The sequence below is a fragment of the Flagellimonas marinaquae genome, from assembly GCF_023716465.1.
Taxonomy (GTDB): Bacteria; Bacteroidota; Bacteroidia; order Flavobacteriales; family Flavobacteriaceae; genus Flagellimonas; species Flagellimonas alginolytica.
The window spans coordinates 1,640,877-1,653,958 of sequence record NZ_CP092415.1; the positions used below are offsets into that span (position 1 = coordinate 1,640,877).

A 13,082-nucleotide genomic window follows, 5' to 3' on the forward strand; every position below is an offset into this window, starting at 1 on the left:
CCTATTTAAGGAGATGGTTCAAATTTCCTTAAATCAAGATATTAAATATGGCGTGTAGCAGTTGTTCAACCGGCAAGGATGGACAACCGCGTGGTTGCAAGAACAATGGAACTTGCGGCACAGATGGTTGTAACAAGCTAACAGTCTTTGATTGGCTTTCCAATATGTCGTTGCCCAACGGTCAAAAACCCTTTGATTGCGTTGAGGTACGTTTTAAAAATAGCAGAAAAGAATTTTATCGGAACTCGGACAATCTTCAATTGTCCATAGGTGATGTTGTGGCCACTCAGGCCAAGTCCGGTCACGATGTTGGTGTGGTTACATTGACCGGTGAACTGGTGCGTATTCAAATGAAACGCAAAAAAGTTTCACCAGAGGACAAGAATATTCCAAAGATCTATAGAAAAGCTTCACAAAGGGATATTGATATTTGGCAAAAATGTAGGGACAAGGAAGAAGAAATCAAAAAGCGTTCCCGTGAGATTGCCATATCGCTTAAACTTCAGATGAAACTGAGCGATGTGGAGTTCCAAGGCGATGGTTCCAAAGCTACCTTCTATTACACGGCAGAAGATCGTGTGGACTTTAGACAATTGATCAAGGACATGGCCAAAGCCTTTGGTATCAGAATAGAGATGCGCCAAATCGGCTACAGGCAAGAAGCACAACGTTTGGGAGGAATCGGTTCCTGTGGGCGTGAACTTTGCTGCTCCACTTGGTTGACAGATTTTAGATCGGTGAGTACCGCCTCTGCGCGCTACCAACAGCTTGCCTTGAACCCCCAAAAATTGGCAGGTCAATGTGGCAAGCTAAAATGTTGTCTCAACTATGAGCTCGACATGTATCTCGAAGCCCTAAAAAACTTTCCTTCGTCGGACTGTAAGCTAAAAACAAACAAGGGCCTGGCCTTTTGTCAGAAAGCCGATATTTTTAAAGAAAAGCTCTGGTTTTCATACAAGGACGAACCTGCAATTTGGCACACTTTGACCAAAGATCAAGTGTTGGAAATTTTGGAACTGAACAAAAAAAATCAAAAAGTGGCAAGTCTCGAGGAGTATGCTGCCGACAATGTGATCGAAGAGAAAACAACCTTCGAGAACGTGGTCGGTCAAGACAGTCTTACCCGATTCGATAGGCCCAAAAAGAAAAAACGAAGAAATAAAAAGCGAAGAAAGCCAAAACCTAAAGCATCATCCAATGCGAAATAAATTTTTGTTGCTTCTTATTGCAGTAGTGACCCTATCTTCTTGCAATGAGTTGTTGGTGTATTCCGATTATCGGCCAATCAAGGAAGGAAAGTGGGAGCTCGATAAAAAAGTGGATTTTGAATTCTCCGGACTTGATTCCACGCAGACATACAACCTGTTCATCAATATTAGAAATGATGATTCTTATCCTTTTAGCAATTTATTCTTAATTACCGAGTTAGAGTATCCAAACGGCAACACAATTAAGGATACGTTGGAATATAGAATGGCGGAACCCAGTGGAGAATGGTTGGGAAAGGGAATGGGAAGCGTAAAGGAAAATAAACTTTGGTACAAGGAAATGATCGATTTTTCGGAATCTGGCGTATATAAAGTGAATGTTTCGCACGCCATGCGCAAAAATGGCAATGTGGAAGGACTCCATATTTTGGAAGGAGTAACAGATGTTGGTTTGGAAATAGAAAAAGCACCCAAATAATAATGGCAAAAAAGCGTCAAAAAAAACAGCAACAAAATTTTCGACCTTTTATTAAGTGGTTTTGGATTGTATTCGCAATAGGAATACTTTCCGTTGTTCTTATTTTTCAATTGGCCTCTTGGGGCGCGTTTGGCGAAATGCCCACTTTTGAACGATTGGAAAACCCCGAGACCAATCTGGCCACGGAATTCATTTCAGCGGATGGCGAAACCTTGGGTAAGCTCTATTTGGATGACAACCGTACATGGGTGGATTATGAGACCTTGCCTCAAAATATTGTGGACGCATTAGTTGCAACAGAGGATGCCAGGTATTATGATCATTCAGGAATCGATGCCAGGGGATTTGCCAGAGCATTGGCCTATCTGGGATCCAAAGGAGGTGCAAGTACCATTTCTCAACAATTGGCACGTCAGCTTTTTGTGGGGGTAAGATCCAGAAACCTTTTCGAAGCCGTTACCCAAAAAATAAAGGAGTGGGTCATAGCCACCCGTCTGGAAAGGAACTATACCAAAGAGGAGATCATAGCCATGTACTTGAACATTTATGATTTTAACTACAATGCCGATGGTATCCGTTCCGCGGCCAGAATCTATTTTGGAAAAGAACCAACAGAGCTAAAAACAGAAGAATCTGCCGTTTTGGTAGGAATGCTCAAAAATTCATCGCTATACAATCCCATACGAAGAGAAGAATTGGTGTTCAACCGAAGAAACACCGTGTTGGGCCAAATGGCAAAATATGGATACATCTCGGAAAAGGAGAAAGACTCACTCCAAAGCTTGGAGATGAAAATCAATTTTAACCCAGAATCACACAGGGAAGGTTTGGCCACCTATTTTAGAATGTACATGCAACGCTGGTTGAACCGATGGGTAGAGGACAACCCAAAGCCCGATGGTGAAAAGTATAATATCTATTTGGATGGGTTAAAAGTTTACACGACCGTAGATTCCAGAATGCAAAAAAATGCAGAAGAAGCGGTACAGGAACACATGAAAAACCTTCAGGCCGAGTTCTTTAACCAAAATACGCCCGAGCGCAACCCTACTACACCATTTTTGGACATCAGTAAAGGCGCTGTGGACACCATAATGCGAAACGCCATGAAACGCTCTGCAAGGTGGCGTCATCTAAAACGCGAGGGACTGTCGGATAAAGATATTGAAGCCACTTTCCACAAAAAGGCGGAAATGACCGTGTTTGATTGGAACAGTGATTCCTACGAGAAGGATACCATAATGACCCCACTGGACTCAATCAGGTACTATAAAACCTTTTTGCGAACCGCGATGATGTCCATGGAGCCACAAACTGGTCATGTAAAAGCATGGGTCGGAGGAATAGATTACAAGCATTTCCAATATGATAATGTGATACAGGGAGCAAGGCAAGCAGGTTCTTTGTTCAAGCCTTTCGTGTATGCAGCGGCCATTGATCAGTTGCGTTATTCGCCTTGCTATACCTTGCCGGACAATCAGTATAGTATTGAGCCAGGAAAACATGGAAACATGGAAGCCTGGACCCCAAAAAATGCCGATGGCAAATACTCTGGGGAAGATATGACCCTAAAGAACGCTCTGGCGAACTCGGTAAACACAATAACAGCTCAACTTATAGATAGAGTGGGCCCGGGTGCGGTGGTTTCAATTGCGAAAAGCATGGGGATTACCAAAGAAATTCCCGAAGTGCCTTCCATTGCGCTGGGAACACCGGATGTATCCGTTTATGAAATGGTAGGGGCCTTTGGAACATTTGCCAATCAAGGTGTGTACGTTAAGCCCGTAATGGTTACCCGTATAGAAGATAGGAATGGAACCGTGCTTTATGAATATACACCAGAAACTAAGGATGTGCTGAGCAAAGATGTGGCCTATGCAGTAGTTAACCTATTGCAAGGCGTTACCGAAGCCGGATCGGGCGGAAGGCTTAGACATACATATGGAGTAAATAATACAGTTTACAAAGAAGTTGTAACGGGTTATCCATACAAGCTGTATAATCCCATAGCTGGTAAAACAGGGACCACACAGAACCAAAGTGATGGTTGGTTTATGGGAATGGTACCCAACTTGGTGACCGGTGTTTGGGTAGGCGGAGAGGAAAGATCTATCCATTTCAATCGTTTGGCTTACGGTCAGGGTGCTGCGATGGCATTGCCTATTTGGGCCTTGTACATGAAAAAGAATTATGCCAACGAAGAACTGGGAGTGTCGCAAGATGCATTTGAAGAGCCGGAGGACTTATCCATAAATGTGGATTGTTCCAAGCAAAAAGAAGAGGAAGATATTGATACTGACGACGATTTGGACGATTTGGACTTCTAACTGGAAATAATTTAAAAGAAAGCCCCAAGCATATCATAATTTGCTTGGGGCTTTTTTATTTAAATCGTAATTTCAGGCAATCATAAATACGAAATGCATGATCAATAAAACAGTTGCGAATGTTGCCGAAGCTTTACATGGTGTTAAGGACGGTATGACATTTATGTTGGGCGGATTTGGCCTATGTGGCATTCCGGAAAATGCAATTGGCGAACTGGTACGTTTGGGCATTAAGGACATTACCTGTATCTCGAACAATGCTGGTGTAGATGACTTTGGGCTTGGCCTGTTGTTGCAAAAACATCAAATTAAAAAAATGATATCTTCCTATGTAGGAGAGAATGATGAGTTCGAGCGTCAAATGCTCAGTGGAGAGCTCGAAGTGGAATTGACACCACAGGGCACCCTGGCAGAAAAATGTCGGGCAGCCCAAGCCGGATTCCCTGCGTTCTATACTCCGGCAGGTTATGGTACCGAAGTTGCCGAAGGAAAGGAAACTAGGGAGTTCGATGGCAAAATGTATGTGCTGGAACCCGCCTTTAAGGCCGATTTTTCATTTGTGAAAGCTTGGAAAGGCGATGAGGCGGGAAACCTTATATTCAAAGGAACCGCAAGAAATTTTAATCCATGCATGTGTGGAGCTGCGACCATTACCGTCGCAGAAGTGGAGGAGCTGCTTCCTGCAGGAAGCTTGGACCCTAATCAAATCCACATTCCGGGAATATTTGTACAACGAATCTTCCAAGGTGAAAAATTTGAAAAACGAATTGAACAAAGAACCGTAAGACAGAAAGCATAGTTATGTTGGAAAAGAATGGAATTGCAAAACGCATCGCAAAAGAGGTCAAAGACGGGTATTATGTGAATCTAGGGATTGGAATCCCAACCCTGGTGGCCAATTTTGTACGCGATGATATCAGTGTAGAGTTTCAAAGTGAGAACGGTGTACTCGGTATGGGGCCTTTTCCTTTTGAAGGAGAGGAAGATGCCGATATCATTAATGCAGGAAAACAGACCATTACCACATTGCCCGGAGCTTCATTTTTTGATTCTGCACTTAGTTTTGGAATGATCCGTGGACAACATGTACACCTCACCATTCTTGGAGCTATGGAAGTGGCCGAAAACGGGGATATTGCCAATTGGAAAATTCCCGGTAAAATGGTCAAGGGAATGGGAGGCGCCATGGATTTGGTGGCATCGGCGGAAAATATCATCGTAGCTATGATGCATACCAACAGAGCAGGGGAATCAAAACTGTTAAAACGCTGCACACTGCCGTTGACAGGTGTAGGATGCGTAAAAAAAATAGTGACCAACCTTGCGGTGCTCGAGGTGACGCCAAAAGGGTTCAAATTATTGGAGAGGGCTCCCGGTGTTTCGGTGGAAGAAATCAAGAAAGCTACTGAGGGAGAGTTGATTGTGGAAGGAGATATTCCCGAAATGAATATTTGAATCGAATCAATCGCAATTTTACAACAAAAAAAAGAGATTACACAACAATAGTTTTTACAGGCAGTTCATCGATTATATATTTGGTTATATCGAAATTTTTACCCAAATTAACACCGTTAAAACCTATTAACCATGGCACTAAAATCAAACACCACGATGAACGAGAACGTACAAGTTTACAGAAACGATTTTTTTACAGGTTTTATGTTATTGATCAAGAAGCTTTTTATGCTATAGGTCAGTATTCATCCCCCTGAAAAAATTGGAGCCAACATCGTGTTAGGCTCTTTTTTTATGGTATTTTGAGATGTAATTTAGATGGAATGGCACTTTATTTTCGACAATGTGATAGTACGGACCTAGACTCTCTGGTACAACTTTCCAAAATCACATTTTCAGATGCTTTTGAAAAGGACAATGATCCACATGACTTTCGTACCTATCTTCAAAAGGCATTTGGATCCAAACAATTGGCCAAAGAACTTTCCAATAAAAACACATTTTTTTATTTTGTATACGATGGCCAAGAATTGGTAGGATACTTTAAACTAAATGTTGAATCTGCCCAATCGGATGTACAAGACCCCAAAGCTCTCGAGATTGAACGTATTTATGTGCTCAATGAACATCAAGGCAAAAAGATTGGCTCACGGATGCTTAAACGAATTGCCGAAAAGGCCAAAGAAATGCACAAGCAATATATTTGGCTGGGTGTCTGGGAGCATAACCCAAAGGCCATACGTTTTTATCAGAACCATGGATTTGTAAAGTTCGGAGAACACCCATACTTTATAGGAACAGATGAACAAACCGATTGGTTGTTGCGATTAGAGATTCAATAAATCTCCCAGAAACAGAATATCCCCCTCTGCTTGTAACTTGTACGCAAAAGAATTCTCGAAAGCAGCATGGATAAGCAACGAAATTGCATAAGCATTTAGTTTGGTTAAGCTATTGGTCCGGTAAACCACATCTCTAATGGTAGAAAAGCTAACATTGCTTTTAATGGCAATATTGGCAAAATCGTTTTTTGTGGTGTTTCGTCGAAGTACAATGGAAAGCCTTTCGTTAATAGGCTTTCCATAATCTTCATCTCTAAAAATCAGTTCGGTTTTTACAATGGGCCCAAGCCCTTTAATTGATCCCATACATAAGTCGTGTTAAATAATAATATGTTGGGGTCGAAACCTATTTTCTATATTTGGCTTGTAACCCAATTACAGAAAACTAGATAAATTGCTGCGTTAAGTGCGTATTGCGTAACAATATTACACAATATAGAAATAAATGTATATAATTAAGCAGTTACGAAGAAAAAATAATATTAGCCAATCACAATTGGGGAAAGAAATTGGTGTAAGTCTGCGCACTATTCAGCTCTACGAACGCAAAGATGCGAATATCCCGATCAAAAATTTAACAAAGATTGCCGAGTATTTTGGGCTTACCATTGCAGAACTCTACATGCACGAAGTCAACGATATGGGCGAGGCGTACACCAAACGACAGCCGTTTACCAAGCACGGCAGCGTTTTCTACCCATTGGAGCACGGTAAATATTTGGTAATGGCCCCTCTGGTATTGGTCGAGTGGCACAGAAAATATATCGAAAGTCTTCAGAGCACTAGTTTGACCAATCCGTTCCAAGGCGGTTTTGTAATTGATTTTTTAACCGACGAACCCCATCGAATTTTTGAAATTTCCGGGGATTCCATGAACGATGGTACGTCCAACTCAATTCCGAACAAGGCATACGTGCTAGGCTTGGAAGTAAAAAAGGAGTCGTTTACAAAAAGCCGTCCGACCTCTTGGAACCAATCATATGTATTGGTTTGTTCGGATAGAATTATCTGTAAACAGCTTACAGGGTTTAATAAGATCAATAAATCGCTCCAGTGTCATAATTTGAACAAATCGCCCGAATTTAAGGACTTTGAATTGCCTTTGGATGATGTGTTACAGGTATTCAAAATCGTTAAGAAGCAGTTTTGATACTTTTTAAATGGTCTAGGACTAGGCCAAGGCATTCATCCAAGTTTTTCTTAATCTCGCTTTCCCAAAACCGGAACACGGTATATCCTTTTTCCTTCAGGGCATGGTTCACCTCTTGATCACGTTGTATGTTCCGTTCAATTTTGGGAATCCAGAAATCTCGGTTGGTCTTGATTTTTTGCTTGCGTTCTTCCCAATTATAACCGTGCCAATATTCGCCATCAATAAATATAACGGTCTTGTACTTTTTAAGGGCTATATCGGGTTTTCCTATGAGCTTTTTGTAGTCGATACGGTATCGGTAGCCCGCTTGCCACAGAGCTCTTCTAAAGGCTAGTTCTGGCTTTGTGTTCTTGCCCCGGATTTTCCCCATGATCTTGGAACGCTCAGGGGTGGTGTAAAAACCGGACTCCTCATTGAACCGAGGGACTTTTATGCGCTCTGTTGGGTATTCTTTGGGCATACTCCAAGATAACAAAAAACCCAAACTCCTATTGGAATTTGGGTCTCGAGTATTAAAATGTATTGTGTTTATCCTTTTAACGAAGCGGATAAATACTCACGGTTCATACGTGCAATGTTCGTCAAGGAAATACCTTTAGGACATTCCACTTCGCATGCTCCTGTGTTGGTGCAGTTACCAAAGCCTTCCAGATCCATCTGGCGAACCATGTTCTGTACACGCTCCACGGCTTCCACTCTACCTTGTGGCAACAATGCAAATTGCGAAACCTTTGCAGATGTGAACAACATGGCGCTCGCATTTTTACAAGCAGCAACACACGCTCCACAGCCAATACAGGTTGCAGCATCCATGGCTTCGTCCGCAGCATGTTTGTTAATAGGAATCGCATTGGCGTCTATGGTGTTTCCAGAAGTATTAACGGAAATATACCCACCAGCTTGTTGAATACGGTCAAAGGCACTACGGTCCACGATCAAATCTTTGATCACGGGAAATGCCTTGGCACGAAACGGCTCAATAACAATGGTGTCACCATCGTTAAATTTACGCATGTGTAACTGGCAAGTGGTAATCAGTCTATCGGGACCATGGGGTTCGCCGTTAATTTGCAGGGAACATGTTCCACATATACCTTCCCTGCAATCGTGATCAAATTCAACAGGCTCCTCTCCTTTGGAGACCAGTTCTTCGTTCAAAATATCCAACATCTCCAAGAAAGACATATCACCTTCTACACCATCAAGGGTATAATCCACTATTTTTCCGGGGGTGGATGCGTCTTTTTGACGCCATATTTTTAGATATAATTTCATAGTTTCTTATTTGTAGGATCTTGTCTTCAGTTCAATATTCTCGTATACCAAATCCTCTTTGTGCAATTTGGCGTCTTTGGGCTCGCCCACGTATTCCCAGGCGGCCACATACTTAAAGTTCTCATCGTCTCGGAGAGCCTCACCCTCTGGGGTCTGGTACTCTTCGCGGAAGTGACCTCCACAAGACTCGTTTCGGTGCAAGGCGTCCTTTGCGAAAAGTTCGCCCAATTCCAAGAAATCGGCAACCCGTCCAGCTTTTTCTAGCTCCTGGTTTTTGGAATCCATGGTTCCGGTAACCTTCACGTTTTCCCAGAAATCTTTTCTAAGGGCGGAAATTTCCTCGATAGCTTCTTTCAATTCTTTTTCATTACGGGCCATGCCACATTTGTTCCACATGATCTTGCCCAGCTTTTTATGATAGTAGTCCACGGAATGGATTCCAGAACCGCCCATCAATTTTTCCATTCGGTCTCGTACTTGTTGCTCTGCCTCTTCGAACTCCTTGGAATCTGTTGGAATAGCTCCCGTTCTAATGTCGTCGGACAAATAATCCCCGATGGTATATGGCAGCACAAAGTAACCGTCGGCAAGACCTTGCATTAGGGCAGAGGCTCCCAAACGGTTGGCTCCGTGGTCACTAAAGTTGGCCTCTCCGGCGCAATAGCAACCGGGAATTGTGGTTTGTAAATTGTAATCCACCCAAAGACCTCCCATGGTATAGTGTACCGCTGGATAGATCATCATTGGGGTCTTATATGGATTCTGGTCCACAATTTTTTCATACATCTGGAAAAGGTTACCGTATTTGGCCTCGACGACCTCTTCACCAAGTTTGGTGATTGTGGCCTTATCGGGATTCTTGATCCCAGAAGTCAGTGCCTTTTCTTTTCCATATCGTTCGATGGCCGCTGCAAAATCCAAGAATACGGCTTCACCGGTCTTATTTACACCGAAACCTGCATCGCAACGCTCTTTGGCCGCTCTGGATGCCACATCCCTTGGAACCAGATTACCAAAGGCAGGGTATCTTCTTTCCAAATAATAATCGCGATCTTCTTCGGCCAGTTCGGTAGGCTTTAGCCTTCCTTCGCGAATGGCGATGGCATCCTCCTTTTTCTTAGGCACCCAAATACGCCCGTCATTTCTAAGTGACTCCGACATCAAGGTCAATTTGGATTGATGATCGCCAGAAACAGGAATACAAGTCGGGTGGATCTGGGTAAAACATGGATTGGCAAAGAATGCTCCTTTACGGTGTGCTCTCCAAGCGGCCATTACGTTACTTCCCATGGCATTGGTAGAAAGGAAGAAAACATTTCCGTATCCCCCGGTTGCCAGAACAACGGCATGTGCACTGTGCCTTTCAATTTCGCCAGAAACCAAATCCCGGGCAATGATTCCTCTTGCTTTTCCGTCCACCAATACCAAGTCCATCATTTCGTGACGGTTGTAGGCTTGGATCTTACCACGGTTTATCTGGCGGTTCATTGCGGAATAAGCACCGAGCAATAATTGTTGTCCAGTTTGTCCTTTGGCGTAAAAAGTTCTGGATACCAATACTCCACCAAAAGAACGGTTGTCCAACATTCCGCCGTACTCACGGGCAAAAGGAACCCCTTGTGCCACACATTGGTCTATAATGTTGCCGGATACTTCTGCCAATCGATAAACGTTGGCTTCGCGGGAACGGTAGTCGCCACCTTTTATAGTGTCGTAAAAAAGACGATAATTGCTGTCACCATCTCCTTGATAATTTTTTGCCGCATTGATACCTCCTTGGGCAGCAATAGAGTGTGCCCTTCGGGGTGAATCTTGGTAGCAGAATGTTTTTACATTGTAACCCAGCTCGGCCAAAGTTGCTGCTGCGGCACCACCGGCAAGTCCTGTTCCAACAACAATAACGTCGATGTTCCTTTTGTTGGCAGGGTTAACCAGGTTGATGTCGTTTTTATGCTTGGTCCATTTATCGGCCAATGGCCCAGATGGAATTTTAGAGTCCAATATGCCCATACTTAATGTGTTATTGGGTTAAGGTGGTGGTATATGGCGATAAATGCAAATGCCAGGGGTACCACTACCGCAAATATTTTAGCAAATTTTGTGAATCCAACGGTGTATTTGTTGTTTGCACCCATGGATTGGAAGGATGAAGCAAAGCCATGCCACAAGTGCAAGCTGAGCAGAACAAAGGAAATAACGTAAAGAATGGTCCTCCAGAAAGGAGCGAATTTCTCCACGGTTTCTCCATAGTAACGTGTTGGGTCCTCAGGGTTGGCCTCAATGTACTTGTAAGCCATTTCGTGTACCCAAAAGTCATAAAAGTGCAAGGCCAAAAAGGCAAGGATTACCAGGCCGGAGTAGATCATGTTTCTGGAAACCCATGGAGCATTGGCACTGCCCTTGTACTTTACATAACGAACATCCCTTGCTTTTTTGTTCTGGATTTCCAAAACAAAGCCCATCACAAAGTGCACAATCACACCAATGATCAAAATAGGTTGCATCAAAAATTGGACTATTGGGTTATAGCCCATAAAATGGGATGCTTCATTAAAAAATTCCGGGGAAAATACCGAGGCCAAGTTGATGGTCACGTGTAGAATCAAAAATATGACCAAAAAAAGACCCGATAGGGCCATCACATATTTTCTGGCCAACGAAGATTTAATCAAACTCATCAGAAGTTAGTTTTTACACAAATTTACGGCACGGATGAGTTTTTAACAAGCTTTCAACAACGCAAAACAGGTTATTTAGACTCATTTTAAGCTACTGGGATTTAACCCTTCAGGATTTATTTTTCGGATTTTTAACCGATATTGGGATTGATTATCAAACCAATGTAAAACATGGACATTGCCCTGCTTTCCGTAAGTCTAAACGTGTATTCCACAGCGAGAATCGCGGAGGAGTTCGAAAAAGCGGGACACTATGTTGAGCATATTGATCACACTAAATGTTCCGTGCTTTTGAGCGGGGAAAGACCTCAGATTTTTTTCGAATCCGAGAACATTACGGATGAGTTCGATGCCGTTGTGCCGAGAATCGGCACTACGGTTACTAGGCATGGTGCAGCGATCGTAAAACAATTCGAATTGAACCATGTGTTCAGTACCGCAAAATCCCTTGGCATACTAAAAGCAAGAAACAAAGTGGCCACCCTCCAGTTGATGTCCAAAAAAGGAATTTCAATTCCCAAAACGGTATTTTCCATCAATCCCAACAATGTAGAAGATCAAATCGAATTGCTGGGCGGAGCTCCCGTAATTATAAAACTACAAGAGGGGACCCAAGGCAAGGGGGTTATTTTGGCAGAAAGCAAAAAGTCCGCAAAATCCGTGATCGATACTTTGTATAATATGAATACTAGTATTTTGTTGCAGGAATTTATACAGGAGGCAAACGGGGAAGATTTAAGAATAATCGTGGTGGGCAATAAAATTGTGGCCAGCATGAAAAGGACCAGTGGACTGGACGATTTTAGATCTAATGTGCACAGGGGAGCAGAGATACAAAAGGTGCAACTAACACCGCGAGAAAAGTATATGGCCTTGAATGCGACCAAACATTTGGGACTTGGGGTGGCGGGAGTTGATCTGATCAGATCCAAAAGTGGTCCCTTGTTGATAGAGGTCAATGCTTCGCCCGGGCTCAAGGGAATCGAATCTGCCACAGGTGTAAATGTGGCCAAGGCAATCGTTCGGTACGTGGAGAAAAATGGTAAGCGATAATGGCAGTAGCTTTTTTATGCAGATAGGTCGATTTCTTTACCCGAAACTTTGGACAGACTAAATTTAATGGCGTTTTCCAGATTGGAAAATTGACGGATTTTATGACGAAAGAACATTCGCTCCAACACTACACTGGCCAATCCACTTTTGTTATAGGCAACAATGGAGTAATGCTCCAATCGATGCCGATGTTTGTAAAACTTTAACCAATCGGTGGGAACAACGGAGTAATCGTTGATTCGATTGCTGATATAGGCAATGGGCTTGTCCTTTCCTAAAACTTGGTAGGCAACTAGGATGATCTTTTCGGCAATATCCCAATTAAAAATTGCACCCTCTTTCATTTCGGAGATGACCAAACCGTCAAAAAAATAAAATATGCCAAATTCGTATTCCCTGATCTCCCGGATGTTTTTAAAAAACTCCAACTCTTTAACGCTCTGCATAAAAACTGTTCTTTTTTTGATGAATCCATGTCTTCATCAAAAATAGAGTCAAGCATAGGTTATCAATGGCGCTATTTTACCGATGCCCCTTGTTGGTTGGTGTATCGGCCGTTTCAATTGACGGGAAAATCGACCTTTTTTTGCCAAAAAGAAGTATTCCTACAAAC

14 protein-coding genes are annotated in these 13,082 nt (G+C 42.8%); 8 read left to right on the top strand and 6 right to left on the bottom strand.

All coding sequences use genetic code 11. From position 1 onward, the window contains the following. Positions 1-47: 47 nt before the first annotated feature. From MJO53_RS07385 to MJO53_RS07410, 6 genes are all read left to right on the top strand, one after another. Entirely contained in the window at positions 48-1,208 is a 1,161-nt protein-coding gene (locus MJO53_RS07385) for a PSP1 domain-containing protein (RefSeq protein ID WP_224835901.1), read from the top strand. Next, a complete protein-coding gene (locus tag MJO53_RS07390; RefSeq protein WP_252081062.1) occupies positions 1,198-1,686 on the top strand; it encodes a gliding motility lipoprotein GldH in 489 nt (162 codons plus the stop codon). The genes MJO53_RS07385 and MJO53_RS07390 overlap by 11 nt, the downstream gene beginning before the upstream one ends. A 2-nt stretch (positions 1,687-1,688) precedes the next feature. Next, on the top strand, positions 1,689-4,013 hold the full coding sequence (locus MJO53_RS07395) for a transglycosylase domain-containing protein (protein WP_252081063.1): 2,325 nt from the start codon (positions 1,689-1,691) through the stop codon (positions 4,011-4,013). Positions 4,014-4,110: 97 nt separating this feature from the next. Continuing rightward, entirely contained in the window at positions 4,111-4,812 is a 702-nt protein-coding gene (locus MJO53_RS07400) for a CoA transferase subunit A (RefSeq protein ID WP_252081064.1), read from the top strand. A gap of 2 nt (positions 4,813-4,814) precedes the next feature. Further along, entirely contained in the window at positions 4,815-5,468 is a 654-nt protein-coding gene (locus MJO53_RS07405) for a 3-oxoacid CoA-transferase subunit B (protein WP_252081065.1), read from the top strand. Positions 5,469-5,791: 323 nt separating this feature from the next. Then, positions 5,792-6,310 carry a GNAT family N-acetyltransferase gene (locus MJO53_RS07410; protein ID WP_252081066.1) on the top strand — a complete coding sequence of 173 codons (519 nt, stop codon included), beginning with the start codon at positions 5,792-5,794 and terminating at the stop codon, positions 6,308-6,310. Here MJO53_RS07410 and MJO53_RS07415 read toward each other — a convergent pair. Then, positions 6,296-6,616 (bottom strand): hypothetical protein, encoded by a 321-nt coding sequence (locus MJO53_RS07415; RefSeq protein WP_252081067.1) that lies wholly within the window; start codon positions 6,614-6,616, stop codon positions 6,296-6,298. The two genes, MJO53_RS07410 and MJO53_RS07415, sit on opposite strands and share 15 nt — an antisense overlap. Before the next feature lie 139 nt (positions 6,617-6,755). Between MJO53_RS07415 and MJO53_RS07420 the strand changes: the two genes are divergently transcribed. Next, positions 6,756-7,460, top strand: coding sequence for a helix-turn-helix domain-containing protein (locus MJO53_RS07420; RefSeq protein WP_252081068.1), 705 nt, complete (start codon positions 6,756-6,758; stop codon positions 7,458-7,460). On the opposite strand, the gene MJO53_RS07425 is transcribed toward MJO53_RS07420, so the two are convergent. From MJO53_RS07425 to MJO53_RS07440, 4 genes are all read right to left on the bottom strand, one after another. Next, positions 7,444-7,923 (bottom strand): very short patch repair endonuclease, encoded by a 480-nt coding sequence (locus MJO53_RS07425; RefSeq protein ID WP_252081069.1) that lies wholly within the window; start codon positions 7,921-7,923, stop codon positions 7,444-7,446. The genes MJO53_RS07420 and MJO53_RS07425 overlap by 17 nt on opposite strands. Before the next feature lie 68 nt (positions 7,924-7,991). Next, the gene (locus MJO53_RS07430; RefSeq protein WP_224835892.1) at positions 7,992-8,738 is read right to left on the bottom strand and encodes a succinate dehydrogenase/fumarate reductase iron-sulfur subunit; all 747 of its coding nucleotides are present in this window, start codon (positions 8,736-8,738) and stop codon (positions 7,992-7,994) included. 6 nt (positions 8,739-8,744) lie between these two features. Continuing rightward, complete coding sequence (locus MJO53_RS07435) at positions 8,745-10,748, bottom strand: fumarate reductase/succinate dehydrogenase flavoprotein subunit (protein ID WP_252081070.1); 2,004 nt, start codon at positions 10,746-10,748, stop codon at positions 8,745-8,747. A gap of 2 nt (positions 10,749-10,750) precedes the next feature. After that, positions 10,751-11,419, bottom strand: a complete 669-nt coding sequence (locus MJO53_RS07440) for a succinate dehydrogenase cytochrome b subunit (protein WP_224836437.1) — start codon at positions 11,417-11,419, stop codon at positions 10,751-10,753. 168 nt (positions 11,420-11,587) lie between these two features. Here MJO53_RS07440 and MJO53_RS07445 point away from each other — a divergent pair, with 168 nt between their 5' ends. After that, complete coding sequence (locus MJO53_RS07445) at positions 11,588-12,469, top strand: ATP-grasp domain-containing protein (protein WP_224835890.1); 882 nt, start codon at positions 11,588-11,590, stop codon at positions 12,467-12,469. Positions 12,470-12,483: 14 nt separating this feature from the next. On the opposite strand, the gene MJO53_RS07450 is transcribed toward MJO53_RS07445, so the two are convergent. Next, the gene (locus MJO53_RS07450) at positions 12,484-12,915 is read right to left on the bottom strand and encodes a hypothetical protein (RefSeq protein WP_224835889.1); all 432 of its coding nucleotides are present in this window, start codon (positions 12,913-12,915) and stop codon (positions 12,484-12,486) included. Positions 12,916-13,082 lie beyond the last annotated feature (167 nt).